The organism is Sphingomonas kyeonggiensis (assembly GCF_014204495.1).
GTDB classification, from domain to species: Bacteria; Pseudomonadota; Alphaproteobacteria; order Sphingomonadales; family Sphingomonadaceae; genus Sphingomonas; species Sphingomonas kyeonggiensis_A.
Genome location: NZ_JACHLN010000001.1, coordinates 1,211,707 through 1,237,734, shown reverse-complemented (window position 1 = coordinate 1,237,734; position 26,028 = coordinate 1,211,707). Strand labels below are relative to the sequence as shown.

26 protein-coding genes and 1 tRNA gene are annotated in these 26,028 nt (G+C 67.1%); 13 read left to right on the top strand and 14 right to left on the bottom strand.

Annotation, left to right across the window (positions count from 1 at the left end; all coding sequences use genetic code 11):
- Positions 1–14: 14 nt before the first annotated feature.
- The 6 genes from folP to glmM all read right to left on the bottom strand — a co-directional run bounded on the left by folP (position 15) and on the right by glmM (position 6,227).
- The gene (gene folP, locus HNP52_RS06095; RefSeq protein ID WP_184163870.1) at positions 15–1,103 is read right to left on the bottom strand and encodes a dihydropteroate synthase; all 1,089 of its coding nucleotides are present in this window, start codon (positions 1,101–1,103) and stop codon (positions 15–17) included.
- A 210-nt stretch (positions 1,104–1,313) separates the two neighbouring features.
- Positions 1,314–2,441, bottom strand: a complete 1,128-nt coding sequence (locus tag HNP52_RS06090; protein WP_184163867.1) for a site-specific DNA-methyltransferase — start codon at positions 2,439–2,441, stop codon at positions 1,314–1,316.
- A 308-nt stretch (positions 2,442–2,749) separates the two neighbouring features.
- Positions 2,750–3,376 carry a ribonuclease HII gene (locus tag HNP52_RS06085; RefSeq protein ID WP_184163864.1) on the bottom strand — a complete coding sequence of 209 codons (627 nt, stop codon included), beginning with the start codon at positions 3,374–3,376 and terminating at the stop codon, positions 2,750–2,752.
- Positions 3,369–4,526 carry a bifunctional hydroxymethylpyrimidine kinase/phosphomethylpyrimidine kinase gene (gene thiD, locus HNP52_RS06080; protein ID WP_184163861.1) on the bottom strand — a complete coding sequence of 386 codons (1,158 nt, stop codon included), beginning with the start codon at positions 4,524–4,526 and terminating at the stop codon, positions 3,369–3,371. Before thiD ends, HNP52_RS06085 begins: the two co-directional genes overlap by 8 nt.
- Before the next feature lie 136 nt (positions 4,527–4,662).
- A complete protein-coding gene (locus HNP52_RS06075) occupies positions 4,663–4,887 on the bottom strand; it encodes a DUF1272 domain-containing protein (RefSeq protein WP_184163858.1) in 225 nt (74 codons plus the stop codon).
- A complete protein-coding gene (gene glmM / locus HNP52_RS06070; protein WP_184163855.1) occupies positions 4,887–6,227 on the bottom strand; it encodes a phosphoglucosamine mutase in 1,341 nt (446 codons plus the stop codon). Before glmM ends, HNP52_RS06075 begins: the two co-directional genes overlap by 1 nt.
- Before the next feature lie 72 nt (positions 6,228–6,299).
- Between glmM and HNP52_RS06065 the strand changes: the two genes are divergently transcribed.
- Together HNP52_RS06065 and HNP52_RS06060 are read left to right on the top strand one after the other, a co-directional pair.
- Complete coding sequence (locus HNP52_RS06065; protein ID WP_184163853.1) at positions 6,300–7,568, top strand: dicarboxylate/amino acid:cation symporter; 1,269 nt, start codon at positions 6,300–6,302, stop codon at positions 7,566–7,568.
- Positions 7,565–8,584: an AbrB family transcriptional regulator gene (locus tag HNP52_RS06060; RefSeq protein WP_221416103.1), complete on the top strand. Its 1,020-nt coding sequence runs from the start codon at positions 7,565–7,567 to the stop codon at positions 8,582–8,584. The genes HNP52_RS06065 and HNP52_RS06060 overlap by 4 nt, the downstream gene beginning before the upstream one ends.
- A 55-nt stretch (positions 8,585–8,639) precedes the next feature.
- Here HNP52_RS06060 and gorA read toward each other — a convergent pair whose 3' ends face one another.
- The 3 genes from gorA to mnmA form a co-directional block, all read right to left on the bottom strand.
- Complete coding sequence (gene gorA / locus HNP52_RS06055; RefSeq protein ID WP_184163850.1) at positions 8,640–9,986, bottom strand: glutathione-disulfide reductase; 1,347 nt, start codon at positions 9,984–9,986, stop codon at positions 8,640–8,642.
- A gap of 73 nt (positions 9,987–10,059) precedes the next feature.
- Positions 10,060–10,533, bottom strand: coding sequence for a nuclear transport factor 2 family protein (locus tag HNP52_RS06050; RefSeq protein WP_184163847.1), 474 nt, complete (start codon positions 10,531–10,533; stop codon positions 10,060–10,062).
- 61 nt (positions 10,534–10,594) lie between these two features.
- Positions 10,595–11,704, bottom strand: coding sequence for a tRNA 2-thiouridine(34) synthase MnmA (gene mnmA / locus HNP52_RS06045; protein WP_184165098.1), 1,110 nt, complete (start codon positions 11,702–11,704; stop codon positions 10,595–10,597).
- 160 nt (positions 11,705–11,864) lie between these two features.
- On the opposite strand from mnmA, the gene HNP52_RS06040 reads away from it, so the two are divergent.
- From HNP52_RS06040 to HNP52_RS06030, 3 genes are all read left to right on the top strand, one after another.
- Positions 11,865–12,092 (top strand): hypothetical protein, encoded by a 228-nt coding sequence (locus HNP52_RS06040; protein ID WP_311768409.1) that lies wholly within the window; start codon positions 11,865–11,867, stop codon positions 12,090–12,092.
- Positions 12,093–12,198: 106 nt separating this feature from the next.
- A complete protein-coding gene (locus tag HNP52_RS06035) occupies positions 12,199–12,498 on the top strand; it encodes a DUF1153 domain-containing protein (protein WP_184163844.1) in 300 nt (99 codons plus the stop codon).
- 182 nt (positions 12,499–12,680) lie between these two features.
- The gene (locus HNP52_RS06030) at positions 12,681–12,938 is read left to right on the top strand and encodes a GlsB/YeaQ/YmgE family stress response membrane protein (protein WP_116840180.1); all 258 of its coding nucleotides are present in this window, start codon (positions 12,681–12,683) and stop codon (positions 12,936–12,938) included.
- A gap of 60 nt (positions 12,939–12,998) precedes the next feature.
- Here the strand turns inward: HNP52_RS06030 and HNP52_RS06025 are convergent, their stop codons facing one another.
- Both HNP52_RS06025 and HNP52_RS06020 read right to left on the bottom strand, forming a co-directional pair.
- Positions 12,999–13,724: an SIMPL domain-containing protein gene (locus HNP52_RS06025; RefSeq protein ID WP_184163842.1), complete on the bottom strand. Its 726-nt coding sequence runs from the start codon at positions 13,722–13,724 to the stop codon at positions 12,999–13,001.
- Positions 13,725–13,829: 105 nt separating this feature from the next.
- Entirely contained in the window at positions 13,830–14,090 is a 261-nt protein-coding gene (locus HNP52_RS06020) for a GlsB/YeaQ/YmgE family stress response membrane protein (RefSeq protein WP_184163839.1), read from the bottom strand.
- A 246-nt stretch (positions 14,091–14,336) separates the two neighbouring features.
- Here HNP52_RS06020 and HNP52_RS06015 point away from each other — a divergent pair, with 246 nt between their 5' ends.
- The 3 genes from HNP52_RS06015 (at position 14,337) to HNP52_RS06005 (ending at position 19,990) form a co-directional block, all read left to right on the top strand.
- On the top strand, positions 14,337–15,527 hold the full coding sequence (locus HNP52_RS06015) for an efflux RND transporter periplasmic adaptor subunit (RefSeq protein WP_184163836.1): 1,191 nt from the start codon (positions 14,337–14,339) through the stop codon (positions 15,525–15,527).
- A 10-nt stretch (positions 15,528–15,537) separates the two neighbouring features.
- Positions 15,538–18,693: an efflux RND transporter permease subunit gene (locus HNP52_RS06010; protein ID WP_184163833.1), complete on the top strand. Its 3,156-nt coding sequence runs from the start codon at positions 15,538–15,540 to the stop codon at positions 18,691–18,693.
- A 91-nt stretch (positions 18,694–18,784) separates the two neighbouring features.
- Positions 18,785–19,990, top strand: coding sequence for a DUF445 domain-containing protein (locus HNP52_RS06005; RefSeq protein WP_184165092.1), 1,206 nt, complete (start codon positions 18,785–18,787; stop codon positions 19,988–19,990).
- Positions 19,991–20,082: 92 nt separating this feature from the next.
- Here the strand turns inward: HNP52_RS06005 and HNP52_RS06000 are convergent, their stop codons facing one another.
- Positions 20,083–20,529 carry a pyridoxamine 5'-phosphate oxidase family protein gene (locus HNP52_RS06000; protein ID WP_184163830.1) on the bottom strand — a complete coding sequence of 149 codons (447 nt, stop codon included), beginning with the start codon at positions 20,527–20,529 and terminating at the stop codon, positions 20,083–20,085.
- 49 nt (positions 20,530–20,578) lie between these two features.
- A complete protein-coding gene (locus HNP52_RS05995; RefSeq protein WP_184163827.1) occupies positions 20,579–21,250 on the bottom strand; it encodes an HAD family phosphatase in 672 nt (223 codons plus the stop codon).
- A gap of 61 nt (positions 21,251–21,311) precedes the next feature.
- Here HNP52_RS05995 and HNP52_RS05990 point away from each other — a divergent pair, with 61 nt between their 5' ends.
- From HNP52_RS05990 to HNP52_RS05975, 4 genes are read left to right on the top strand one after another with little or no spacing between them, the layout of a single operon-like run.
- Complete coding sequence (locus HNP52_RS05990; protein WP_184163824.1) at positions 21,312–22,424, top strand: ABC transporter permease; 1,113 nt, start codon at positions 21,312–21,314, stop codon at positions 22,422–22,424.
- Positions 22,421–23,248 carry an ABC transporter ATP-binding protein gene (locus tag HNP52_RS05985; RefSeq protein WP_184163822.1) on the top strand — a complete coding sequence of 276 codons (828 nt, stop codon included), beginning with the start codon at positions 22,421–22,423 and terminating at the stop codon, positions 23,246–23,248. Before HNP52_RS05990 ends, HNP52_RS05985 begins: the two co-directional genes overlap by 4 nt.
- Positions 23,248–24,213 (top strand): MlaD family protein, encoded by a 966-nt coding sequence (locus HNP52_RS05980; protein ID WP_184163819.1) that lies wholly within the window; start codon positions 23,248–23,250, stop codon positions 24,211–24,213. Before HNP52_RS05985 ends, HNP52_RS05980 begins: the two co-directional genes overlap by 1 nt.
- 8 nt (positions 24,214–24,221) lie before the next feature.
- The gene (locus tag HNP52_RS05975; protein ID WP_184163816.1) at positions 24,222–24,821 is read left to right on the top strand and encodes an ABC-type transport auxiliary lipoprotein family protein; all 600 of its coding nucleotides are present in this window, start codon (positions 24,222–24,224) and stop codon (positions 24,819–24,821) included.
- A gap of 114 nt (positions 24,822–24,935) precedes the next feature.
- Here the strand turns inward: HNP52_RS05975 and HNP52_RS05970 are convergent, their stop codons facing one another.
- On the bottom strand, positions 24,936–25,808 hold the full coding sequence (locus HNP52_RS05970; protein WP_184163813.1) for a peptidylprolyl isomerase: 873 nt from the start codon (positions 25,806–25,808) through the stop codon (positions 24,936–24,938).
- Positions 25,809–25,873: 65 nt separating this feature from the next.
- Between HNP52_RS05970 and HNP52_RS05965 the strand changes: the two genes are divergently transcribed.
- Positions 25,874–25,964 (top strand) — tRNA-Ser (locus HNP52_RS05965).
- Positions 25,965–26,028: the final 64 nt, after the last annotated feature.

The window sequence follows — 26,028 nt, the reverse complement described above, 5'->3', positions numbered from 1 at the left end:
TCTTCTCCGTTTCTCTAGCGGGCGATCAGCGCCGAATCGCGCAGGCCACGCCAGACCCTCAACGCCTGAACCGTCTCGAATACATCATGAACACGGATGAGTTGCGCCCCGGCATCGGCACCCTTGAGCGCAAGCGTCAGGCTGCCGCCGAGCCGCTGATCCGCCGGCGCCTCGTTCGACAGCGCGCCGATCATCCGCTTGCGGCTGGCGCCGAGCAGCAGCCCGCAACCGATCCCGTGGAACAGCGCGAGGCCGTTCATCAGCACGAGATTGTCCTGCAGCGACTTGCCGAAGCCGATGCCCGGATCGACCAGGATCTTCGCCCGATCGACACCGGCCGCGGCCACGTCCTCGACCCGCTTCTCCAGCCAGTCATAGACGTCGAGCAGCACGTCCCCATAGCCATCGCCGCCGTGCGGGCCCCTTTCCGGCTCGGGCGAATGCATCAGCACGACCGGGCAACCGGCATTCACGACCACTTCCAGCGCCTGGGGATCGTAGAGCAGCGCCGCGACATCGTTGACGATATGCGCCCCGGCCTGAAGCGCCGCCGCCATCACCGCGGCGCGGCGGGTATCGACGGAGATCGCGGCACCACCGGCGGCAAGCTTGCGGATCACGGGAACGACGCGCTCGATCTCCTCGCCCTCCCACACCTCGGCGGCGCCGGGCCGGGTCGATTCGCCGCCGATGTCGAGGATCGCAGCGCCCGCCGCGGCCATGTCGACGCCCACGCCGGCGGCCGCATCGACATCCTCGCTGAGCGCGCGCGAATCGGAGAAGCTGTCGGGCGTGCGGTTGAGGATCGCCATCACCTGGGGCTGGTCGAGCCGGACGACGCGCTCGCCAAGCTTCAGCGACGCGCGCGGGGCGGTGATGCGCTGGAGGATCGCGGCGACGCGGGGATCGTCCGGCAGATCGGCGACCGCGATCGTACGCTGGAACACGCGCTTGCCGCCTTCCCGCGCGATCAGCTCGAAGGCCGAGCACCAGCTGAGCCCGCCGGCGAGGCGGACGACTTCGCCGTCGCGTCTGACCGGCGAATCGGCGAACTGGACGGGGCGGAGATAGAGCCGCGCGGCTGCGGGGAGATCGAAGGTCATGCGGCGACCGTTCCAGAGGCGATCCCGCATGGGAAGGGGAAAGTGCATCGGTGCGCATGCCGCCAAGCCTGCCTGTTCCCCGGCGAAGGCCGGGGTCCAGTCTCGACGCATTATCGAAGGCGCGGGAACCTCTCTGACGACGTTGCAACTGGGCCCCGGCCTTCGCCGGGGAACAGAGCAATTACCGTCCCGCGCCTTCGCAAGCGTGGCTTACGGCTGGGTCGCCAGCAGGTAGTTCTGGCGGATCGCGTCGATCGGCTTGAGGCCGTCGGCGGCTTCATAGTTCCAGAAGGTCCAGCCATTGCACGACGGGGCGTTCTGCAGCGTCGCGCCGAGCTTGTGGATCGAGCCGGCCTGGCCGTCGCAGCTGAGCGAGCCGTCCGCGCCGACCACGGCCTTCCAGCGGCGCTTGCCGTCGGTCAGCACGGTGCCGGGCTTCAGGAAGCCGTTCTCGACCAGCTGGCCGAAGGCGACGCGCGGCTGGCTCTTGGGCGCCTGCATCGTCTTGAGCGCCGATTCGTCGAGCGGCAGCGCCGCTTCGATGCGCTCCCTGGCGGCTTCGACATAGGCGGTCTCGCGCTCGATGCCGATCCAGCGGCGGCCAAGCCGCTTGGCGACCGCGCCGGTGGTGCCGGTGCCGAAGAAGGGATCGAGCACGACGTCGCCCGGCTTGGTGCTGGCGAGCATGATCCGATAGAGCAATGCTTCGGGCTTCTGGGTCGGGTGGACCTTGGTGCCGCCCTTCTTGAGACGCTCCTGGCCGCCGCAGATCGGGAATTCCCAATCCGAGCGCATCTGGATCTCGTCGTTGAGCGTCTTCATCGAGCGATAGTTGAAGGTGTATTTCGCCTTCTCGCCGGTGCTCGCCCAGATCAGCGTCTCGTGCGCGTTGGTGAACCGGGTGCCCTTGAAATTGGGCATCGGGTTGGCCTTGCGCCAGATGATGTCGTTGAGGATCCAGAAGCCGAGGTCCTGGATCGCCGAGCCGACCTTGAAGATGTTGTGATAGCTGCCGATCACCCAGATCGTGCCGTCGTCCTTCAGGATGCGGCGCGCCTCGGCCAGCCATTCGCGGGTGAACGCGTCATAGGCGGCCAGGCTGTCGAACTTGTCCCATTCGTCGGTGACCGCGTCGACGGCGCTGCCGTCCGGACGGTTCAGGTCGCCACCGAGCTGCAGATTATAGGGCGGATCGGCGAAGATGCAGTCGACCGACTTTGCGGGCAAAGCGCGCATCGCCTCGATGCAGTCCTGCTGCAGGATCGTATCGTAGGGCAACACATCGACCCATGAACGCACCGTTGCCGGCTTGAGTCTGCCCTTTTCGAGAACCCCCATTAACCTCTTTCCCCTTGTTGGAGAGGCGGTTTCTGTCGGCGAATGGCCTCGCGTCAAGCGCTGATTGGTTAACGAAAAAACCTGCGATTCCGTTAACTTGTAGAACGCTCCACGAACTTATCCACATGCTGAGTCGCAAAGTTATCCACAGGCACAAGATATGGGGTGTGGCGAAAAAGACTCATTTCGCCTGTCGTGCGCTCGCCGGAACCGGAAGCGGATGACGGCGCGGCGGAAGGACCGGGATCGCCCGAATCAATGATTCGGCCAGCGCCGCCCCAAGGCATAGCGGGCTGGAGATCGCCGAATCATTCGGCGGCCGGGATCCCGAAGTCGAAATGCGCCTGGGCGACCGGCGCGAAGCTCCTGCGGTGGTGCGGCGTCGGGCCGAGGATGCGCAGCGCTTCCTGGTGGACCTTCGCGCCATAGCCCTTGTTGCTCGCCCAGCCATAGCCGGGGTGGAGCGCGTCGAGCTCTATCATCATCGTGTCGCGGCGATGCTTGGCGACGATCGAGGCGGCGGCGATCGACAGGCAGAGCGCGTCGCCGCCGACCACGGCATGGCTCCGGTGCGTCCAGTCCGGGCAGCGATTGCCGTCGACCAGCACGAAGGCGGGCGCCGGGCCGAGCGCCTCGACCGCGCGGGTCATCGCCAGCATCGTCGCCCAGAAGATGTTGAGGCTGTCGATCTCCTCGACCGTGGCGATGCCGAGGCCGACCTGGGCGCAGGCGAGGATCTCGGCGCAGAGCCGCTCGCGCTTGAGCGCGGTCAGCGCCTTGGAATCGTCGACGCCCTCGGGAATGCACTTGGGATCGAGGATGACCGCGGCGGCGACCACCGGGCCGGCGAGCGGGCCGCGGCCGGCCTCGTCCACCCCGGCAACCGGGCCGCCGTGCAGCTTTCCATATTTCCGCTCGAACTTGAGATCAGGCATCCTGGACCCGCCATGGCGGATAGCGGCGCATCTCGCCAGCCTGGTAGAGACGAACCGAATTGCCGGCCGGATCGCGCAGCCGGGCTTCGCGCCAGCCCCAATTCTCGTCCTTGGGATCCTGCTCGAAGACGATTCCCTGCTGCTGGAGATAGGCGACGGTGACGTCGAGGTCGCCGCATTCGAAATAGACGACCGGGGCGGTGTAGCTGGGATCGGTGGCGATGCTGAAGGTGGCGCCGCCCTCGGTCTCGAACCGGGCATAGCGCGGGCTCGCGCGGACGACCTGGCGCAGGCCGAGCAGCCGGTAGAAGCGCTCGCTCGCCGCAAGATCGGCGGCGGGCACGGTCACCTGGTTCAGCATCGGCTCGAAGAAGCTCATGTTGAGGTCGAGCCGCACCGCCTGCTGCCCCATCGGGCCATGGCCGCGGCCGAGCCCGGGCGCCTCGCGCATCGCGATGCGGACGAAGCGGCGGGCGCGGCGGATCGCCTCGGGCAGGTCCCATTCGACCGCGAGCCCGCAGGCGATGGCGGAGGACAGGGTACAACCGGTGCCATGGGTGTTGTCGCTGTCGATGCGCGGATTGCTCCACTCGATCTCGGGCGGATCCTCGGGATCGGCGGAATAGAGCCGATCGGTGACCACGGGCCCCTCGACATGCCCGCCCTTGACCAGCACGGCGCAGCGATGCGCCTCGACCAGCGCGCGGGCATCGCCGCCCAGCGCCGCCAGCTCGGGGATATTGGGGGTGACGACGGTGGCGCGGTCCATCAGCCGCTCGAACGCGGCGATGGTCGTGTCATCGGCCAGGGTGGCGCCGCTCGAAGCGATCATCACCGGATCGAACACCACCGGGATGCCGGGCAGCTCGGCGAGCTTCCCGGCCACCGCCAGCGCGGTGCGGGCGGAGCCGATCATGCCGATCTTGATCGCGTCTACGCCGATATCGGCGACACAGGCATCGATCTGCGCCAGCACCATCTCGGTCGGCACCGGATGCACGCCGGTGACGCCCAAGGTGTTCTGCGCGGTGATCGCGGTGATCGCGGTCATCGCATGGCCGCCGAGCATGGTGACGGTCTTGATGTCCGCCTGGATGCCGGCGCCGCCGCCGGAATCCGAGCCGGCGATGATGAGTATCCGGGGAGTCATACCTCTATTCCTTTGTCACCCTGAACTTGTTTCAGGGTCCAACGCGCCTCAAGCGATACCGCTGGTGGATAATTGGATGCTGAAACAAATTCAGCATGACGGAAGAAGAATAGCGGCATGCCTCAGCCCCTGGGTTTCAACCCTTGTACCGGCGCTCCGTGCTCGCCGGATTGTTCGCCAGCGCCTTACCGACACGCGCCGGCCGGTCCAACAGTTCGCCGCCGCAATTGGGGCAGCGTTCGTCGAGTGCATCGGTGCAATCGGCGCAGAAGGTGCACTCGAACGAGCAGATGAAGGCGCCGCCCTCGTCCGCCGGCAGATCGGCGCCGCAGCGCTCGCAATCGGGGCGCATCTCGAGCATCAGGCGGCAGCCTCGCGCACCACGTCGCAGATGCGGTCGACCACCGCTTCCACCTGCGCCTTGTCGTCGCCCTCGGCCATCACCCGGATCACCGGCTCGGTGCCCGACGCGCGGATGACGAGGCGGCCCTTGCCGTCCAGCTCCGCTTCGGCCGCGGCGATCACGTCCTTCACGCGCGAATCCTCCAGCGGCTTGCCGCCCTTGAAGCGGACATTCTTGAGCAGCTGGGGCAGCGGATCGAAGCGATGGAGCACTTCGCTGGCCGGCGCGCCGGCGCGAACCAGCTCGGCCAGCACCTGGAGCGCGGCGACCAGACCATCGCCCGTCGTGGCATAGTCGGACAGGATGATGTGCCCCGACTGCTCGCCGCCGACATTATAGCCCGACGAACGCATCTTCTCGAGGACGTAGCGATCGCCCACCGAGGTGCGGATCAGACCGAGGCCCTGCGCCGAGAGGTGCCGCTCGAGCCCGAGGTTCGACATGACGGTGGCGACCAGGCCGCCCCCGGCAAGCCGGCCCTGCCGCGCCCAGCCGCCGGCGATCGTCGCCATCAGCTGGTCGCCATCGACCACCTTGCCCTGCTCGTCGACCACGATGAGGCGATCCGCATCGCCATCGAGCGCGATGCCGATATGCGCGCCGGAGCCGACCACGGTCTCGCACAGCGTGTCGGGCGCGGTCGAGCCGACGCCGTCATTGATGTTCTTGCCGTTGGGGGTGACGCCGATCGCGATCACTTCGGCGCCGAGCTCCCACAGCGCCGAGGGCGCGACCTGGTATGCCGCGCCATTGGCGCAATCGACGACGATCTTGAGCCCGTCGAGCGTCAGCTCCTCGGGGAAAGTCGACTTGGCGAAGTGGATGTAGCGGCCGCGCGCATCCTCGACGCGCCGGGCACGACCGATATCGGCCGAAGCCGCGAGCGGCACCTCCCCGTCGATCAGCGCCTCGATCGCCAGCTCGTCCTCGTCCGAAAGCTTGAAGCCGTCGGGCCCGAACAGCTTGATGCCGTTGTCGGCATAGGGATTGTGGCTCGCCGAGATCATCACGCCCATGTCGGCGCGCATCGAATGGGTGAGCATCGCCACCGCCGGAGTCGGCATCGGCCCGAGCAGCACCACGTCCATGCCGACGCTCGTGAAGCCGGCGACCAGCGCGTTCTCGAGCATGTAGCCCGAAAGCCGCGTGTCCTTGCCGATCACCACCCGGTGGCGGTGATCGCCGCGCCGGAAGTGCGCGCCTGCCGCCATGCCGACCTTCATCGCCATCGCCGCGGTCATCGGCGACAGGTTCGTCGCCCCCCGGATTCCGTCCGTCCCGAAATATTTTCTTGCCATGTGCCGTTTTCTCGCGACCTTGCAGGCCCTCAACCGCCACCGGATTAGCGCGGAAACTCCAAAAGGGCGAGCATGTCGCAACCAACTCGTATTCTATTGTCGCTTATTGCCGGACTGGTCGTCGGCGCGCTGCTCGCCGCGTACGCGCCGTCCGGTGCGACGATCGCGGCCGACTGGGCCCAGCCGATCGGCCAGGCCTGGCTCAACGGCCTGCAGATGACGATCGTGCCGCTGGTCGTGGCGCTGTTGATCACCGGCGTCGCCGCCACCGCCGAGGCCGCCCAGGCCGGGCGGCTGGCTGCCCGCGCCATCGCGCTATACGTCATCGTGCTGGCGCTGTCGGCGACCGCCGCCGCGATCCTGACCCCGCTGTTCCTCCATTTCGCCCCGCTGCCGCACGAATCCGCCACCGCGCTGCGCGGCGCGCTGGCCGGCGCCGAGAAGATCGGCCCGGTGCCGCCGATCGGCGATTTCCTGGCGGCGATCATCCCGGCCAACATCGTCAAGGCCGCGGCCGAGAACGCGTTCCTGTCGCTGATCATCTTCTCGCTGATCTTCGCCTTCGCAATGACCCGGGTGGGCGGCGAGGCGCAGAAGCTGCTCACCGACTTCTTCAAGGCACTCCGCGACGTGATGCTGGTGGTGATCGACTGGGTGCTGTGGGTCGGACCGGTCGGCGTGTTCGCGCTGGCACTGGTTGTCGGCGCCAAGGCCGGCACCGGCGCGTTCGGCGCGCTGATCCATTACATCCTGATCGTCGCGGGCGTCGGCCTGGCGGTGACGATCTTCGCCTATCCGGTCGCGGTGTTCGGCGGGCGGGTGCGCCTGGGCGCCTATACCCGCGCCGCGCTGCCCAGCCAGGCGGTGGCGCTGAGCACCCAGAGCTCGCTGGCGACGCTGCCGGTGATGATCGAGGGCTCGGGCAAGCTCGGCGTGCCGGTGGCCGTATCGGGCGTGACGCTGCCGCTCGCCGTGGCGATTTTCCGCGCGACCGGCCCGGCGATGAACTTCGCGGTGGCCATCTATGTCGCCGAATGGTTCGGCGTGCCGCTCAGCCCCGCCACGCTGGCGGTGGGCGTGGTCGTCGCCACCCTCACTTCGCTCGGCTCGGTCAGCCTGCCCGGCACGGTCAGCTATGTCAGCGCGATCGCCCCGGTGGCGGCGACGATCGGCGCGCCGGTGAGCCCGCTCGGCCTGCTCGTCGCGGTCGAGACGCTGCCCGACATCATGCGTACCGTCGGCAACGTCACCTGGGACATCGCCGCGACGACCTGGCTGTCGCGCCGCGCCGGCAAGGTGCCGCTGGACGAGGCTGACGCGATCCTCGCCCACGACAGTTGAGCGGGCGCCAGGCGGGGGCATGGCTCGGCCTGCTCGCGGCTTCGGCGGTGGGCACGGCGATCCTGGAATGGATCGGGCTTTCGGCGGGGCTGCTGCTCGGGCCGATGCTGGCGGTGATCGGCTGCCTGATCGCCGGCACGCTCGATGTCGGTGCCTTTTCGCGGGTGATGGCTGAGTGGCCGCTGTTCCTGGGCGTGACCGCGGTTACGCTCGGCGCGAGCAGCCTGCTCGGCTATCTGCTCAGCCGCTGGCAGGTGTTGCCCGGCAGCACCGCGATCTGGGGATCGATGCCGGGTGCCGCCTCGGCCATGGTGGTGATGGCCGATGCGTTCGGCGCGGACGCGCGGCTGGTGGCGTTCATGACCTATACCCGCGTCGTATCGGTCGCCGCGGTGGCCTCGATCCTCGCGGCGGCGCTCGGCGCGCATCATGGCGGCGACTGGCTGGTGACGATGCTGGCCCCGGCCCCGCTGATCCCTTCACTGGCTACCTTGTCGGTTGCAGGGATCGGCGCGCTCATCGGCCTGAAGCTGCGCATCCCGGCCGGGGCGCTGCTGGTGCCGATGGCGGCGGGGATCACGCTGCACGCGCTCGGCATGTTGCGGATGACCCTGCCCGAGCCGGTGCTGGCGGTAAGCTATGCGCTGGTCGGCTGGCGGATCGGCCTGGCCTTTACCCGCGAGACGCTTGCCGTGGCTGGCCGGGCACTGCCGCGCGTGCTGCTCGCCACCTTCACCCTGATCGGCTTTTCCGCCGCGCTGTCGCTGGTTTTGTCGAAGGTCACCGGGATCGACCCGGTGAGCGCTTATCTGGCGGTGAGCCCCGGTGGGCTCGATTCGGTGGCGATCATCGCGACCTCGGTGCCGGTGGACCAGCCTTTCGTGATGGCGATGCAGGCGCTGCGGTTCCTCGCGGTGCTGGCGCTGGGGCCGACGCTGGCGCGGGCGGCGGCGGGGCGGTTCGCCAAGTCCACCGCAGAGGAATCGCCCAGTCCCACCCGCCCTGCGGGGGAGTGAGCGGCGAAGGCTGCCCCGCAGCCTTCGGTTCGCGCCTTCGGCACGAACTTCCCGATCACTTCATCAGCACGAGCTCTTCCGACATGGTCGGGTGCAGCGCCACGGTCTGGTCGAAGGCATCCTTGGTCAGCCCGGCCTTCACCGCCACCGCCGCCGCCTGGAGGATCTCCGGCGCGTCCGGCCCGATCATGTGGAGGCCGACGACCCGGCCGGTCGTGCCGTCGCAGATCATCTTGTAGAGAGAACGCTCATTGCGATCGGCGAGGACATTCTTCATCGCGCGGAAATCGCTCTGATAGACCGCGATCGAGCCGAGCTTGTTGCGCGCCTCGCTTTCGGTCATGCCGACGCCGGCCATCGGCGGGTGGCTGAACACGGCGCTCGGGATGCAGGAATAATCGACCTGGTGCGGCTTGCCGCCGAAGATCGTGTCGGCGAACGCCTGGCCCTCGCGGATCGCGATCGGCGTGAGCTGCACCCGGTTGGTCACGTCGCCCACCGCATAGATCGAATCGACCGACGACATGTTGTCGGCGTCGACCTGCACCGCGCCCTTGCCGTCGAGCTGCACGCCGACATCCTCGAGGCCAAGTCCCGTCGTATTGGGCACGCGGCCGGTAGCGAAGATCACGCAATCGACTTCGATCGGCTCGTGCTTGCTCAGCGTCACCTTGAGCGCGCCGCTCTCCAGCTTCTCGATCGACTTGAACTCGCAGTGGAAGCGGAAATCGATGCCCTTCATCAGCGAGATCTGGAGCAGCCGGTCACGCATCGAATGGTCATAGCCGCGCAGGATGACATCGGTGCGGTTGACCAGGGTCACATGGCTGCCGAACTCGTTGAAGATGCCGGCGAACTCGTTGGCGATATAGCCGCCGCCGGCGATCAGCACGCGCTTGGGCAGCTTGTCGAGGTGGAAGACCTCGTTCGAGGTGATGCCGAGATCGCTGCCCGGGAATTCCGGCACATGCGGATGCGCGCCGGTGGCGACGAGGATATATTTGGCGGTGACCTTGCGCCCGCTCGCCAGCATCACTTCGTGCGGGCCGGTGACGGTGGCGCGCTCGAGGAAGGTCTCGACCTGGTTGTTGTGCAGCGTCTGGGTGTAGAGGCCGTTGAGGCGATCGACATCAGCCAGCACATTGTCGCGCAGCACCGCCCAGTCGAAATCGCATTCGGGCACGTTCCAGCCGAAGCGGCGCGCGTCCTTCAGGTCCTCGGCGAAATGCGCGCCGTAGACGAGCAGCTTCTTGGGCACGCAGCCGCGGATCACACAGGTGCCGCCGATGCGATATTCCTCGGCCACCGCGACCCTGGCGCCATAGGCCGCCGAGACGCGCGAGGCGCGGACGCCGCCTGAACCTGCACCGATCACGAAGAGATCATAATCGTATTCGGCCACGCGCTAATCCTTCCCGCTCAATTCGAGGCCGGGAGATAGGGCGTGGCGCCGCCAATGCCAATGCGGGGCGCTGCTAGGGCATCGCCTGGTGCGCATAGCTGAGGATACGCGCCACCCGCCAGCCGTCCGCCCCCCTCTTCCACAGCTGGACGAAATGCGCCTTGCCGACCAGCTTCTCCGGCCCGTCGCCCTGGCGCTCGTAGAAGACATGATCGCCCTCCTCGATCGCGCCGAAGCCCGGCACCGGATCGACCCGCAACGTCTCGGGCAGCAGCGCGCGTCGGCTGCGCCAGGCATCGGGTGCCTTCTTCGCCTCGCACCCCTTTGCATAGAGCGCGACGAAAGCGTCCCCGCTGGTCGCCACCACGCCGTCCTTGTCGTGGTACATCTCGAAATCGGGCGTCACCTGCGCGGCGAGCCGCGCGGGATCGCAGCGCTCGAAGAAGGTCTCGAACAGCGCCGCATCCGCCGCCTTCACTTCGGCGAGGAGCGCCGGATCAGGCGCGGACTGCAGCAGGGCGATCGAAAGCGCGGCGGCCAGGAACATGCGGGTCTCCGATGTGTGTTATTTACATAATACACATCGGCACGGGTCCGGCAACCGCCTGTCAGGCGGGCACCAGTTCCGCCCGCTCGGTCTCGGCGATCCAGCCGCCGCCGAGCACGCGCTCGCCGGCATAGAGCACCGCGGCCTGGCCGGGGGCGACGCCATATTCCGGCGTCTCGAACACCACGCGGCCATCCTCGAGCCGTGCGGGTACCGGCTTGGCGAGGCTGCGCACCTTGGCGGTCATCGGCCCCGAATAGCTGCCGCCCAGCCAGTTGATCCCCTCGATCCGCGCCGCGCGCACCGCCAGCGCTCGCTTGGGGCCGACGATCACCTGCTTGGTCGCGGGATCGAGCCGCAGCACATAATAGGGCTCGGGCGCGCCGCCGATCTCGAGCCCGCGGCGCTGGCCGACGGTGAAGTGGATCAACCCCTTGTGGCGGCCGAGCAGCTTGCCCGATTCGTCGACGATCTCGCCCTGGGTCCCCGCCTCGGGGCGCAGCTTCTTGACCAGCGCGGCATAGTCGCCGTCGGGCACGAAGCAGATGTCCTGGCTGTCGGGCTTGCCCGCCACGGCCAGCCCGAGCTGCGTGGCCAGTTCGCGCACTTGCGGCTTGGGCATGCCGCCCAGCGGGAAGCGCAGGAAATCGAGCTGGGCCGCAGTGGTGGCGAACAGGAAATAGCTCTGGTCGCGCGCCGGGTCGTACGCACGGTGCAACTCGGCGCCTTCTGCCCCCATCACCCGCTGGACATAATGGCCGGTCGCCAGGCAATCGGCACCCAGGTCGCGGGCGAGCGCGAACAGATCGGTGAATTTCGGCCCCATGTTGCACTTCACGCAGGGAATCGGCGTGCGCCCGGCGAGATATTCGTCGGCGAAATCGTCGATCACTTCGCTTTTGAAGCTCGACGCATGGTCGAAGACATAATGCGCGATGCCGAGCTTGTCGCAGACCGCGCGGGCGTCACGGATGTCGCGCCCGGCACAGCACGAGCCGGCGCGGCCCACCGCCTCGCCATGATCGTAGAGCTGCAGCGTCACGCCGATCGTCTCGGCGCCGGTAGCCGCGGCAAGCCCGGCCACGACCGAGGAATCGACCCCGCCCGACATGGCGACGACGATGCGGCGCGCCTTCAACGGCGCCTCGAGCTGGAAGTCTCCTGCGATCATGATCGCGCGCATTTAGGCACTCGTAGTTCCCCGCGCCACCCCGGTTGGATTCCGGTAACGCTGGTTAAGCGCTCGTTTTCACCTGCTTTACGGACCCTTCAAGACTTTTGGGTAGAAAGCCCAAATCCGAGTTCAACTTGTCGGATGGGTAGAAGAGCGCGTGGACCTGAGTTTTGCCAGACTGGAACGCGACGTGGCGATCACCGCCATGCCGACCGAACTGGCGGTACTGCTGGTCGGCGTGGCGGCGCGCCAGGCGGCGAGTCCCACGGCACGCGCGCAGGCCCGGTTGGCGCTGGTCGCGCCGGTCGAGCAGCTTCTCGCACCTGCGCATGGGGCGTTCCATCGCCTTGCCGCGCGAGCGCTAACCCGTCGTCAGGAAGAATGAAGAGCGAATTTACCGAGGCGTTTTAGCCGATGTTCAAAGAGCGACGAATATCGGTGGGCGTGTTCAGTTTGCGTAGCGGGGGCCCCCCGCCCCGAAAGGCGAGTAGATGATTGAGAACCAGAAGATCCGTCCCGCGAAAGTGATCGGCCCGCTCGGCGAGCCGCTTACCCTCGAGACGCTGCCGCCGGCGGACACCACCCGCTGGGTGGTCCGCCGCAAGGCCGAGGTGGTCGCCGCCGTCAATGGCGGGCTGCTCAGTGTCGACGAGGTTTGCGAGCGCTATGGCCTCACCGTCGAGGAATTCGCGGGCTGGCAGCGCGCGATCGACCGTTCGGGCATGCCGGGCCTGCGCGTCACGCGCATCCAGCATTATCGCTCGCTCTACGAGCGCCAGCAGAAATACTGATCTCTTCCCTCGAAGAGCAGGCATCGGCCCGCCCCGGCACGACCGGGGCGGGCCTTTTTCTTTATGGCTCTCGGGAAAAGTTCCCGTTTCCGTGCAAAATATCGGTACGGAACCAACACGAGCGCCCGCTCATTTTTCCTTCGTCGCCCGGTCCGCGGGCCTAGATAACGGAGGGACTTATGGTGAGCCTTATCGTTTGGCTGGTCATCGGCGGCGTCGTCGGCTGGCTTGCCAGCATCGTGATGCGTACCGATGCCCAGCAGGGCATTTTCCTGAACGTGATTGTCGGCATTGTCGGCGCCTTTATCGGCGGCTGGCTGTTCGGCAGCGGTGACATCAACAGCGGCGTGATCAATCCGACGACGTTCCTGGTGTCGCTGGTCGGCGCGATCGTTCTGCTCGCGCTGGTCAATCTGGTCCGTCGCGGTTCGCTGCGCTAACCGGGTCCAGGATCAAAAAGGGGCCGCCCCGCGAGGGACGGCCCCTTTTTCATGCGCGGATTACTTGAGCAGGAAGCGCACCGAGACGGTGACGTTCAGTTCGCGCTCGCCCGCCACGACCTCGAGCTTGTCGGCAACCATGCCGGCGCTGGCGCGCATCGCCATCATCGGCACCGGCGGCATCGGCAGCGATCCGCCCTCGGAAATCGCCAGGATGCGATCGACCTTGAGCCCCGCCGCCTGCGCATAGAGCTCGGCCCGCGCCCGCGCCTTCTTGATCGCATCGGTCCGCGCCTCGTCGAGCGCGCCCTCGGGCTTGTCGACCGTCAGGTTCGGGCCGGAAATGTTGTTGGCGCCCTCGCGGACCAGCGTGTCGAGGATCGTCCCGCTCTTCGCGATGTCGCGGAAGCGAATCGAGACCTGGTTCGATGCCTGGTAGCCGGTGATCACCGGCGGCTCGTTCTGGGCATAGCGATATTGCGGGCTGAGGTTGATCGTCGCGGTCTGGATGTCGCGCTCGGCCACGCCCGACTTGCGCAGCGCGGCCAGGACCTTGGTCATCTGCGCATTGTTCTGCTGCATCGCCACCGCGGCGGTGCTCGCCTGGCTGACCACGCCCGCCTCGATCACCGCGAGATCGGGCACGCGCGTGCTGGTGCCGGTCGCGCTCACATCGAGCACGGTGCCGTCGATGAGCACCGGGCGCGCGTCGCTCTGCGCGGCAGCGGGAAGCGCCGCGACGGTAATCGCGGCGGCAGAAGCGGCAAGAGCCAGTCGAATCATCATTCACTCCAACATGATTGTCCCGCACACAGCCATGCCGCGCGCGGGACAAATGGAAGCTGAACGGAAATCGGGCACGGGCCGGCGCAGGCCCCCGTCCCGAAGAACTTACGCCCGGCGCACCATGATCAGCCGGTAGAGCGCCAGCAGCACCACCGAACCGGCGGTGGCGGCGGCATAGGCCTGCCAGGTGCTGTCGCGCACTTCGAGACCCAGCATCGGCGTCAGGTAAAAGGCCAGCAGCGCCCCCGCGATGCCCAGCAGGATCGTCACGATCACGCCGCCCGGATCCTTGCCCGGCATGATCAGCTTGCCCAGCACACCGGCCACCAGGCCGATGAGCAGCCACCCAATAATCCCGTGCGGCATGAATTCCCTCCTCGATTCGGCCCGTCTCCCCCGAGCCGCGCGGAAGGTCGCGCTAGTGCGACTTCATTGCAACTGTTTCTTGACGGAAACGGTTCTGGAAACATCCCGGATACTTGCGGAAAATGGCCGGAACGGGCATTTGGCCGGCCACGCGAAACGGCTCTTGTAGCCGGTGCCTTATTCATCTAATACAGTGCGATCAACTTGGGGGCAGCGGCCGATTTCGGCCGGATCGGAATGTCGCACATGAATTACGAGGCAGGGATGTTCGGACGACAGGAGCGGCTGGAATATAGTGGGGATGCGCCGAAGTCGCGGCGGTGGCTTTGGATTACGCTGATCGTCCTCGCGATCGCCGTTGCCGGCTTCTTCACCATGGGCAAGTTCATGGGCGGCAAGCAGGACGGCGCCGCCAACAAGGCCGCGGGCAAGTCCAACAACCCGTCGCAGATGCCGACCGTCACGGTCACCACGCCTGGCCGCCAGGCCGTGCAGACCGTGATCAGCGGCACCGGCAGCCTTGCCGCCAAGCGCGAGATGCCGGTCGGCGTCGTCGGCGAGGGTGGCCTGGTCACCCGCGTCCTGGTCGAGCCGGGCACCTGGGTCGGCAAGGGGCAGGTCCTCGCCACCGTCGATCGCTCGGTCCAGGTCCAGACCGCCGATTCGCTCGCCGCGTCGGTGCGCGTCGCCGAAGCGGATGCCAAGCTCGCCCAGGCCAATCTCGACCGTGCGCAGAGCCTCGTTTCGAACGGCTTCGTGTCCAAGGCCGATATCGACCGGCTGACCGCCGCGCGCGACCAGGCGTCGGCTCGCGTCCGCGTCGCCCGCGCCCAGCTCGCCGAGACCCAGGCGCGCAACCACCGCCTCGACATCCGCGCGCCGGAAGCCGGCCTGGTGCTCACCCGCCAGGTCGAGCCGGGCCAGATCGTCAGCGGCGGCTCGGGCGTGCTGTTCCGCATGGCGATGGGCGGCCAGATGGAGCTGCGCGCGCAGCTCGCCGAAGCAGACCTCCTGCGCACCCGTGTGGGCTCGACCGCGCAGATCACGCCGACCGGCAGCACCCAGGTGTTCAGCGGCACGGTGTGGCAGGTCTCGCCGGTGATCGATCCGAACACCCGCCAGGGCATTGCCCGCATCCAGCTCGCCTATAACCCGGCGCTCCGCCCGGGCGGCTTCGCCAGCGCGCAGATCATCACCGGCGCCGAGAACGCCGTGATCCTGCCCCAGTCGGCGATCCAGAGCGATGCGCAGGGCAATTATGTCTACACGCTCGACCGCGACAACAAGGCGGTCCGCACGCCCGTCGTCACCGGCGCGGTGACCGATTCGGGCGTCTCGGTGACGCAGGGCCTGACCGGCAATGAGCGCGTGGTGATGACCGCCGGCGCGTTCCTGAACCCGGGCCAGAAGGTCATCCCCCAGCTCCTGAAGAAGTGAGATCCAAGCGATGAGCTTCCGGAATATCTCGGCCTGGTCGATCCGGAATCCGATTCCGCCGATCGTCCTGTTCCTGTTCCTCACGGTTGCGGGCCTGATGAGCTTCAACCGGATGGACGTGAACAACAATCCGGACATCGATTTCCCGATCGTCTGGATCGCGATCAGCCAGCCGGGCGCCGCGCCCAGCGAACTCGAGACGCAGATCACCCAGCAGGTGGAAAGCGCCGTGCGCAGCCTGCAGGGCATCGACGAGATCAACTCGACGGTGACCGAGGGCCAGTCGCAGACCGTCGTCCAGCTCGCGATCGGCACCCCGATCGATCGCGCGGTGGAGGACGTGCGCAGCGCGGTCCAGCAGATCCGCGGCAATTTGCCCGACGGCATTCTCGAGCCGCAGATCGGCCGCGTCGATTCGGCGAGCGACAACGACATCGCCAGCTTCACCGCGATCGCGCCCGACATGACCGTCGAGCAGCTGAGCTGGTATATCGACAATACGGTGGCGAAGAGCCTGCTCTCGATCACCGGCATGTCGGCGGTGAACCGCAATGGTGGCGTCAACCGCGAGATCCGCGTCCAGATCGATCCCGCCAGGCTCCAGTCCTATGGCCTTACCGCCAGCCAGGTGAACCAGCAGCTGCGCGCGGTGAACATGAACGCCGCCGGCGGCCGCGCCGAGATCTCGGGCTATGAACAGTCGGTCCGCGTGCTCGGCAACGCCAAGAACGCCTATGCGCTCGGCCAGACCCAGATCTCGACCGGCAATGGCCGCACCGTGCGCCTCGCCGATATCGCGACGGTGACCGACAGCTATGCCGAGCTGCGCAGCGCCGCGCGCTTCAACGGCCATGCAGTGATCTCGTTCGACATCCAGCGCGCCAAGGGCGCGTCGGACGTCGCGATCTTCCATGAAGCGGAAAAGACGCTCCAGAAGCTCGAGAAGAACAACGCCAAGGTCCATTTCGAGCTGCTCTCGAACTGGTCCAAATATGCCGAGCAGCAATATCACTCGGCGATGGAAGCGATGATCGAGGGCGCCGTGCTCGCGGTCATCGTGGTGCTGATCTTCCTGCGCGACTGGCGCGCCACGTTCATCTCGGCGCTGGCGATCCCGCTTTCGGCGATCCCCAGCTTCTGGTTCATGGACATGCTGGGCTTCACGCTCAACCAGATGACGCTGCTCGCGCTCAGCCTGGTCGCCGGCGTGCTGGTCGACGACGCGATCGTGGAGATCGAGAACATCGTCCGGCACATGCGCATGGGCAAATCGGCCTATCAGGCATCGATCGACGCGGCCGACGAGATCGGTATCGCGGTGCTCGCCACCACGATGTCGATCGTCGCGGTGTTCCTGCCCGTCGGCCTGATGCCGGGCGTGTCGGGCCAGTTCTTCAAGAATTTCGGCCTCACCGTCGTCGCCTCGGTGCTGATGAGCCTTGCCGTGGCACGTCTCGTCACCCCGATGATCGCGGCCTATTTCCTCAAGGCGCACGGCCATGTCTCGCACGGCGAAGGCCGGATCATGGACGCCTATGTGAAGCTGCTGCGCTGGACGCTGCACCATCGCTGGTCGGCGATCGCCGGCTTCGTCGCGTCGCTGGCGCTCACGGTGGTGTTCTTCGCGATGCTGCCGATGACCTTCCAGCCGACCCAGGACGAGGACCAGGTCACCGCCAATGTCGAGATGGTGCCGGGCACCACGCTCGAGCAGACCGACGCCGTGGTTCGCCGCGTGGCGGCCCGCCTGCGCCAGGAGCCCGACGTCCAGAACGTCTATGAGCGTGCGTTCGTCGGCAGCGGCCGCGTGACCGCGATGCTCAAGGACGATCGCAAGGAGACCAGCGACGAATTCACCCGGCGGATCACGCCGGACCTGCTCGCCATCCCCGATGCCCGTGTCGGCTTCCGCGCACAGGGCGGCTGGGGCTCGAGCGGCCGCGCGCTGACCGTGACGCTGGGCGGCGAGGATCCCGAGCTGCTCACCAAGACCGCGCTCACCCTGGTCGACCAGATGCAGAAGATGCCCGAAGTGGTGGCTCCGCGCATCGCCGGCGACCTCAACCGCCCAGAGATCGTGATCAAGCCGCGTCTCGACCTCGCGGCGAACCTGGGCGTGACCACGGCGGCACTGTCGAACGCGATCCGCATCGCGACGCTGGGCGACATCGATCAGAACAGCGCGAAATTCTCGCTGTCCGATCGTCAGATCCCGATCCGCGTGGCGCTGCAGGAAGATGCGCGCGCCAAGCTGTCGACGATCCAGAACCTGCCGGTGCAGACCCAGACCGGCGGCTCGGTGCCGCTCGACGTCGTCGCCGATATCGGCTTCGGCACGGGCCCGACCAAGATCGAGCGCCTGAACCTCCAGCGCCGCGTCGTCATCGGCGCGGACCTGGCGACCGATCCGAAGACCGGCAAGGCGATCGTCTCGGGCCTGGCGCTGCAGAAGATCCACCAGCTGCCGATCATGAAGAACCTGCCGATCGGCGTGGCGGAAATGACCGTCGGCAACGCCAAGTGGCAGGCGGAGATGCTCAACAACTTCTTCATCGCGCTGGCGACGGGCATCTTCCTCGTCTTCGCGGTGCTGGTGCTGCTGTATCGCCGCTTCATGTCGCCGCTGGTGAACATGGGTTCGCTGCTCAACGCGCCGCTGGGCGGGCTGATCGCGCTGTGGATCGCCGGCCAGCCGCTGTCGCTCCCGGTGTTCATCGGCATGCTGATGCTGTTCGGCATCGTCGCGAAGAACTCGATCCTGCTGGTCGACTTCGCGCTGGAGGAGATGGCCAAGGGCGTCGACAAGTTCACCGCGATCGTCGATGCCGGGCACAAGCGCGCCCAGCCCATCGTGATGACCACGGTGGCAATGGTCGCCGGCATGGTGCCGACCGCGCTGTCGCTCAACGGCGACGGATCGTGGCGCGCGCCGATGGGCATGACCGTGATCGGCGGCCTGATCCTGTCGACGGTGCTCACCCTGGTGATGGTCCCCGCATTGTTCAGCCTCGCGGTCGGCCTCGAGCACTGGCTCGGACCGAAGCTGTCGCGCCGCCTGCTCACCTTCCGGCCGGGCGATGATGGCAGCCGCGTGATCGGCCATGGCCATGGCGGCGGCACGATCGAGCACAAGCCCGGGGACGATGCACCGCAACCGGCGGAGTGAACTTGATCGCGTCTGATGTATTGGGGAGCGTGTGACGAAGTTGCGCGCTCCCCTTTCTTCATCCGAGGCCGTGCCGGCGCCGCTGCGCCGGATGCGGCTGGTCGCCACCGGACTGCTCGTGGCGATGGCGGCGATCTTCCTGCTCGCCCGTGCCTTCGATCATCTGCACCCGGCGCTGGGCTATGTGCGCGCCTTTGCCGAGGCGGCGATGGTTGGCGGCCTCGCCGACTGGTTCGCGGTGACGGCGCTGTTCCGCCACCCGCTCCACCTTCCCATCCCCCACACCGCGATCATCCCGCGCAACAAGGACCGGATCGCCTCCACCCTCGCCCAGTTCCTGCGCGACAATTTCCTGACCCCCAAGGTCGTCGCCCGGCGCATGCAGCGCCTCGACATCGCCGCTGCCGCCGGCCGCTGGCTCGCCAATCCGGTGCATGGCGACGGCCGGATCGGCCGCGGCGCCAGCCGGCTCGCCGCCGACTTCCTCGAATCGCTCGACCAGGAGCGCCTCGGCGGCATGGCCAAGGGCGCGATCGCCGCCCGGCTGCGCGCGATCGACATCGCCCCGCTGCTCGGCCAGGCGCTCGGCGCCGCGATCGCCAAGGACCGCCACCTTCCCCTGCTCGATGGCATGACCCGCTGGGCCGCCCGCGCGCTCGACGCCAACGAGCATCTGATCCGCGAGATGGTCCATAGCCGCGCCGGCAGCATCATGCGCTGGACCGGGCTCGACGAGACGCTGGCCAACAAGATCATCGAGGGGCTGGAGAAGCTGCTCGTCGAAATGAACGAGGACCCCGGCCACCCCCTGCGCCTCAAGGCCGAGGAAGGGCTCGAGCGGCTCGCATACGACCTCCAGCACAAGCCCGAGCTGCGCGAACGCGTCGAAGCCTTCAAGCTCGAGATGCTCGAGAACCAGGCTTTCCAGCGCTGGATCGACGGGCTGTGGGAAACCAGCCGCGCCGCCCTGCTCCGCCTCGCCCGCGACCCCGGCAAGGCGCTCGGCGGCAAGATGGGCGAGACGCTCAGGCAGTTCGGCGTCACCCTGCAGGAGGACCGCAAGCTCGCCGACACGATCAACCGTTTCGCCCGCCGCAGCGCGGTGGGTGCGGCGACCGATTATGGCGACGGCATTGTCCGGCTGGTCTCGGACACGATCAAGGGCTGGGACGCGCAGACCATCACCGGCCGGCTGGAGAATGCCGTGGGCCGCGACCTGCAATATATCCGCATCAACGGCACGCTGGTCGGCGGCCTGGTCGGCGTGCTGATCCACACGGTGGATACGCTGCTGTAGTTTAGCGTCATCCCGGCGAAAGCCGGGATCTCAGGCGAAGGCGCGATACCGCACGGGATCCCGGCTTTCGCCGGGATGACGATGATGGATGGCTAGACAGCAACCCCTTCCAGCACGATCTCGCCCTGGTCCTCGCCGTCCCAGTAATGCGCCCGGACGCCGTGCACCTTGATCAGCACCAGTCCCGGCGTATCGACACCTTCCTTGAACCAGAGCGAAAGCCCCTTGGTCCAATGGTCCTCGAACGCCGCCTTGTCGTGGATCAGCTCGGCGACGCCCTCGACATGGACGAACACCGGCTTCATGCCGAGCAGCCCGCCCTTGCCGTGAAAGGCCAGGCCGACCTGCGCATTCGCCTTCAGGTCCGCGATCAGCCGCGTGTCCTCGCAGGCGAAGAACCAGTTGTCGCCGTCATAGTCGACGTCGCGATTGTTGCTCATCGGGCGGGCTGCGATGGTGCCGCCTTCGCTATGCGTCGAGAGCATCGCGAAATCGACGTCCTTCATCATTTCCGCCAGTTGTTCCAGCGTCTTGGCCATGATCCTCTCCGCATCTTGTGTGCGAAGGGAAGAACGAACGCCGTGGCGATTATCTCCAGTCGAGGATTGGCCAGCCCTTCTCCGCGGCGAGCCTGCGCAGCGGGCCATGCGCGTTGACCGCATAGCCCTCGTCCGCCCAGTCGAGCATCGGCGCGTCGGAGACATGGTCCGAATAGGCGCGGACATGGGCGCTGCCCCGCGGAATCGCCTGCCCCGCCATCCAGCTCTCGATTCTATGGAGCTTTACGGGCCCGTAACAGTTATCGCCTTCAATCAGTGAGAGAATTCGGCCTTGCCCATCGCGCTTAGCCTCGGTTGCGATCACGTCCTCGATGCCCAGGCGCCGGGCGATCGCCGCGGCGTAATAGCCGTGCGAGGCCGTCGCCATGACGATCCGGTAGCCCTCGGCCCGGTCCGCCGCGATCCGTTCGCGCGCGCCGTGGAGCACACCGTGGGCAACTTCGTGCTCGGCAAAGGCTTCCGCGACCTTCGCCATCTCCTCCGGAGTCAGCGCGCCGCCCAGCAGCAGCCGCTGCGAGAATTGCTTGAGGCCCGACCGATCGACCTGCTTGAGCAGATAGCCGATCCCGGCCACGCCCACCGCCGGGAACAGCGCCAGCCGCCACGGCGCGCGCGCCTTTGCCGCCGCCACCAGGAAGCGCGTCCAGGTCGGTGCCGCGGTGATGGTCTTGTCCATGTCGTAGATTGCGAGACAGTGCATTGATGCATCTACGAGCGGAGGCGCTTGCCGATCCAGCCCGAATCGCCGAAAGGTGCGCGCGATGAGCGCCTTGGCCGATTTCGAACGGGTTGATTCCGGCAGCGGCGGCGCAGTCCTCCGCTTCACCGGCAATTTGTCGCTCGCCAGCCTGGGCGACCTGCCCGACCGGCTCGATGCGGTCGAGGGCGATGTCAGCCGCATCGACCTGTCGCAGGTCGAGCGGATCGACACGGTCGGCGCCTGGGTGGTCCATCGCTTCGCACGCGACAAGGAAGCGCCGGTCGAGGGGCTGCAACCGGCAAGCCAGCATCTGTTCGACCAGGTCGTCGCCGCCGAGCATCCGATCGAGCTGCCGCGCAAGCCGGCCAGCCCCTTCGTCCACCTGCTCTCCGAAGTCGGCGATGCGGTGCTCACCGCCTTCCACACGCTCTACGGCCTGCTCGGCTTCTTCGGCGCGACGCTGATCGCCTTCTGGAACGTAGCCAGGCATCCCAGCCGTTTCCGCTTCAACGCCACCGTCCACCGCTTCGAAGTGGTTGGCGTCTCGGCGCTCGGCATCATCGGGCTGATGAGCTTCCTGATCGGCATCGTCATCGCCCAGCAGGGCGCGGTGCAGCTCCGCCAGTTCGGCGCGGAAGTCTATACGATCAACCTGCTCGGCCGCATCACGCTGCGCGAACTGGGCATCCTGATGACGGCGATCATGGTCGCCGGACGTTCCGGTTCGGCTTTCGCCGCGCAGATCGGCACGATGAAGCTCACCGAGGAGATCGATGCGATGCGCACGATCGGCGTCTCGCCGATGGAAGCGCTGGTCGTTCCGCGCGTGCTGGCGGTGGTTATGATGCTGCCGCTGCTCGGCTTCTATTCGGCGTTGATCGGAATCATCGGCGGCGGGCTGCTGTGCTGGGTTCAGCTCGACATTCCGCCCGTCACCTTTGTCCAGCGCATCCGCGAAGTCGTGCCGCTCACCGATCTCTGGGTCGGGCTGGTCAAGGCGCCGGTATTCGGCGCGATCATTGCGATCGCCGGTTGTTTCCAGGGCATGCAGGTGGAGGCGGATGCCGAACAGGTCGGTCGCCGCACCACCATCGCCGTCGTCCAGGCGATCTTCCTGGTGATCGTGCTCGATGCCTTTTTCGCGGTGTTCTTCACCCAGGTCGGCTGGATATGACCGCGCCCACTCTTTCCCATGACGACGATGTCGTCATCTGCGTCCGCGGCCTCAAGAACGGGTTCGGCGAGCAGATCGTGCACGAGGATCTCGATCTCGACGTGCGCCGCGGCGAGATCCTCGGCGTGGTCGGCGGCTCGGGCACCGGCAAATCGGTGCTGATGCGCTCGATCATCGGCCTGCAGACCCCGATCGAAGGCGAGATCGAAGTGTTCGGCGAGAACACGATCGGCCGCGACGAGACCGAGGCGACCGAGATCCGCAAGCGCTGGGGCATCCTGTTCCAGGGCGGCGCGCTCTTCTCCACGCTCACCGTGTCGGAGAATGTCCAGGTTCCGCTCAAGGAATATTACCCCAAGCTCGACCAGGCGCTGCTCGAGGAGATCGCCGCGTACAAGGTGGTGATGACCGGCCTGCCGCCCGAGGCCGCGCCCAAATTCCCCGCCGAGCTTTCGGGCGGCATGAAGAAGCGCGCCGGGCTCGCCCGTGCGCTCGCGCTCGATCCCGAGCTGCTGTTCCTCGACGAGCCCACCGCCGGGCTCGATCCGATCGGCGCCGCGGCGTTCGACGAGCTCACCGCCTCGCTCCAGAAGACGCTGGGGCTGACCGTGTTCCTGATCACCCATGATCTCGACACGCTCTATGCGATCTGTGATCGCGTCGCGGTGCTGGCGGACAGGAAGGTCATCGCAGTGGGAACGATTCCCGAGCTGCTCGCCTTGGACCATCCGTGGATCCAGGAATATTTCAACGGACCGCGCGGACGCGCCGCGGTCAGCAGCGTCAAGGCAAATGCCGGGCACGCGACTGAGGACAGGGGCTGATGGAAACGCGTTCGAATCACGTGCTGGTGGGCGCCGTCGTGCTGATCCTGCTCGCGGTGCTGGCCCTGTTCATCGTCTGGCTCGCCCGCCTCTCCGGCGGCAATGAGCGCGAATACGACATCTTCTTCCGCCAGGCCGTCGATGGGCTCAACCCGGGCTCGGCCGTGGCCTTCTCCGGCGTGCCCTCGGGCCAGGTGAAGGCGATCGAATTCTGGAAGCCCGATCCCCAGCTGGTCCGCGTGCGCATCACCGTGAAGGACGAGGTGCCGATCCTCGAAGGCACCACCGCGACGATCCAGAGCAGCTTCACCGGCCCGAGCACGATCCAGCTCGAAGGCGCGGTGAAGGGCGCGCCCGAGATCAAGTGCCCGCACGAGAACCCCAAGGCGGCCTGCCCGCTCGGCGTTCCGGTGATCCCGACCAAGCCCGGCGGCCTCGGCGCGATCTTCTCCTCGGCGCCGAAGTTGCTCGAGCGGCTGACCACGCTCACCGAGCGGCTGACCGAGCTGATGAGCGACAAGAACCAGGCCTCGATCGCCGGCATCCTGGCGAACACCAACCGCCTGACCGATGCCCTCGCCGATCGCGGACCGGAGATCGCCGCGACGCTCGCAGAGACGCGGGTCGCCATCCAGAAGTTCGGCGTCGCCACCGAGCAGATCGGCCAGCTGGCACAGACCGCCAATGGCGTCGTCGCCGATGACGTGAAGCCGACGATCGCCAATCTCAACAAAACCATCGCCTCGGCCAAGAAGAGCATGGATGCGCTCGAGGCGATGCTGAGCGACGCACGGCCGGGCGTGCAGGCCTTCTCCAAGAAGACCGTGCCCGAGATCGGCCAGCTGATCCAGGATCTGCGGATCATGGCGCAGTCGCTCTCCTCGGTCTCCGAGAAGCTCGACCAGGGCGGCGCGTCCAGCCTGGTCGGCAGCCCCAAGCTCCCCGACTACAAGCCCAAGAAGTGAGAGACGCGATGAAGAAGCTCGCCCCGCTCCTGCTGGCCGCCCCGCTCGCCGCGATGCTCTCCGGCTGCATCTCGTTCGGCGGCAAGCCGCCCAAGGTGCCGTTCATGACCATCCGCGCCGCCGAGCAGGTCAAGCCCGGCGACGTGCAGACGCCGGCCTCGGGTTCGACGGTGACCGTGCTGTTCCCGGTGGTCCCGCACGAGCTCGCGACGACGCGTGTGCCCGTCCATCAGGGCGGCAATGCCGTCGCCTATGTGAAGGATGCGCAGTGGGTGGAGGCGCCGCCGCGCCTGTTCGCCCGCCTGCTCGGCGACACCATCTCGGCGCGCACCGGTCGACCGGTGCTGAGCTATCGCCAGTCGCAGGTCGATCCCGGCGCCACCCTGTCGGGCGAGCTGCGCAGCTTCGGCGTCGATGCCGATACCAACGAGGCGGTGGTGATCTATGACGCGCTGCTGGTGCAAGGCGACGATGCCACCAAGTTCCAGAAGCGCCGCTTCGAAGCGCGCGCGCCGCTCGCAGAAGTGAAACCCGAGCTGGTCGCGGAGGCGCTCAACAAGGCCGCCAACCAGGTCGCGGTCGAAGTCTCGGACTGGGTGGGCAAGTAACCGCGCCGCATTCCGCGGCCTTTTCCCCGGCGAAGGCCGGGGCCCAGGGTTTCTCTGCCGACTCGCTCGCCACCCTGGACCCCGGCTTTCGCCGGGGAACGGTCATACCGAACTCTATTGCGCCCGCCGCACCGCCGGCAGCGCGTTGCACACGTCCACCCCGCCCATCGGCACGGTGAAGAACGCCCCGTCGCGATTCTCGCGTGCCTTGATCCAGGCGGCGAAGCGCGGGTTGTCGGTGCCGCGATACTGGAAGTGCGGGCGCTCGTCCTCGGGCAGCTGGCTGGCGAGGCGGACCGAGAGGATCGGCGTGGGCACCTGGTCCTTGGCATAGACGCCCAGCTGCGCGGTGCCGCGCGGCAGGCTAGAGAGCCATTGCATGCCCTCGATCACCCGGCCGACGATCGCGATGTTGCGGTCGAGCGGGCGCGGGGCGTGGCCGATCACGGTGTAGAGCTCGGCGCCGCTGCCGGTCGATGGCGCCAGGTCGCGCGCGACGCCGACCATCGAGTAGCAATGGGTGAGCGAGCTGACCGCGCCGTAATTGGCGAGCGGCCAGCCATCGGCGCTGAGGCCGGTCTTGGCCGCATAGCTGTCCGGCTTGGCGAAGGTGACGTTCTTCACCGCGTCGAAGCCCGGCCATTCATATTCCGCAGGCGGATTCTCGATGACGCCGGGCGGGAGCGCGGTCTTGTCGTCGCCGCCGCCCCATTGGGTGACGTAATTGTCCTGCACCCGGTAGACGCTGGTGGCGTCCCACCAATGCGCCTCGGCGAGCTTGCGGATATTGGCGACGTGCGCGGGGGCGTAGCGCGGGGCGAGGCGGATATAGACCTGATGGCCGCCCTGCAGCGTCATCACCAGGATCTCGTTGTCGGGAATCGCCTTCCAGTCCTCGGGCGCCGGATCGGCCGGCGACGGCGCGGTCTGGGCTGTTGCGGTCGGAATGGCGGCGAGCGCGGCAAGCGCGAGGAAGGGCTTCAGCATGGCGCAAGACTGCTGCTTGCCTCCGCCCCCGTCAATCGTTAGGGCACGCAACTTCCGGGACATGCGGAGCGGTGGCCGAGTGGTCGAAGGCGCTCGCCTGGAAAGTGAGTATACGGCAAAACCGTATCGAGGGTTCGAATCCCTCCCGCTCCGCCATTATTTCAATAATATCAATTACTTAATATGGATAGACCGGCCGAGTGGCCGTGGCTGTCGGCCT

Bases quoted from the DNA above. Each gene is read 5' to 3' on its own strand.
- HNP52_RS06085 (WP_184163864.1), bottom strand. From the start codon at position 3,376: ATGCCTGATCTCAAGTTCGAGCGGAAATATGGAAAGCTGCACGGCGGC.
- HNP52_RS06005 (WP_184165092.1), top strand. From the start codon at position 18,785: ATGCGGCTGGTCGCCACCGGACTGCTCGTGGCGATGGCGGCGATCTTC.
- HNP52_RS06015 (WP_184163836.1), top strand. From the start codon at position 14,337: ATGAATTACGAGGCAGGGATGTTCGGACGACAGGAGCGGCTGGAATAT.
- HNP52_RS06090 (WP_184163867.1), bottom strand. From the start codon at position 2,441: ATGGGGGTTCTCGAAAAGGGCAGACTCAAGCCGGCAACGGTGCGTTCA.
- HNP52_RS05975 (WP_184163816.1), top strand. From the start codon at position 24,222: ATGAAGAAGCTCGCCCCGCTCCTGCTGGCCGCCCCGCTCGCCGCGATG.
- folP (WP_184163870.1), bottom strand. From the start codon at position 1,103: ATGACCTTCGATCTCCCCGCAGCCGCGCGGCTCTATCTCCGCCCCGTC.
- HNP52_RS06075 (WP_184163858.1), bottom strand. From the start codon at position 4,887: ATGCTCGAGATGCGCCCCGATTGCGAGCGCTGCGGCGCCGATCTGCCG.
- HNP52_RS06065 (WP_184163853.1), top strand. From the start codon at position 6,300: ATGTCGCAACCAACTCGTATTCTATTGTCGCTTATTGCCGGACTGGTC.
- HNP52_RS05980 (WP_184163819.1), top strand. From the start codon at position 23,248: ATGGAAACGCGTTCGAATCACGTGCTGGTGGGCGCCGTCGTGCTGATC.
- mnmA (WP_184165098.1), bottom strand. From the start codon at position 11,704: ATGATCGCAGGAGACTTCCAGCTCGAGGCGCCGTTGAAGGCGCGCCGC.
- HNP52_RS06020 (WP_184163839.1), bottom strand. From the start codon at position 14,090: ATGCCGCACGGGATTATTGGGTGGCTGCTCATCGGCCTGGTGGCCGGT.
- HNP52_RS05985 (WP_184163822.1), top strand. From the start codon at position 22,421: ATGACCGCGCCCACTCTTTCCCATGACGACGATGTCGTCATCTGCGTC.
- HNP52_RS06000 (WP_184163830.1), bottom strand. From the start codon at position 20,529: ATGGCCAAGACGCTGGAACAACTGGCGGAAATGATGAAGGACGTCGAT.
- HNP52_RS05990 (WP_184163824.1), top strand. From the start codon at position 21,312: ATGAGCGCCTTGGCCGATTTCGAACGGGTTGATTCCGGCAGCGGCGGC.
- HNP52_RS06050 (WP_184163847.1), bottom strand. From the start codon at position 10,533: ATGTTCCTGGCCGCCGCGCTTTCGATCGCCCTGCTGCAGTCCGCGCCT.
- HNP52_RS06010 (WP_184163833.1), top strand. From the start codon at position 15,538: ATGAGCTTCCGGAATATCTCGGCCTGGTCGATCCGGAATCCGATTCCG.
- glmM (WP_184163855.1), bottom strand. From the start codon at position 6,227: ATGGCAAGAAAATATTTCGGGACGGACGGAATCCGGGGGGCGACGAAC.
- HNP52_RS06025 (WP_184163842.1), bottom strand. From the start codon at position 13,724: ATGATGATTCGACTGGCTCTTGCCGCTTCTGCCGCCGCGATTACCGTC.
- HNP52_RS06035 (WP_184163844.1), top strand. From the start codon at position 12,199: ATGATTGAGAACCAGAAGATCCGTCCCGCGAAAGTGATCGGCCCGCTC.
- thiD (WP_184163861.1), bottom strand. From the start codon at position 4,526: ATGACTCCCCGGATACTCATCATCGCCGGCTCGGATTCCGGCGGCGGC.
- HNP52_RS05995 (WP_184163827.1), bottom strand. From the start codon at position 21,250: ATGCACTGTCTCGCAATCTACGACATGGACAAGACCATCACCGCGGCA.
- HNP52_RS05970 (WP_184163813.1), bottom strand. From the start codon at position 25,808: ATGCTGAAGCCCTTCCTCGCGCTTGCCGCGCTCGCCGCCATTCCGACC.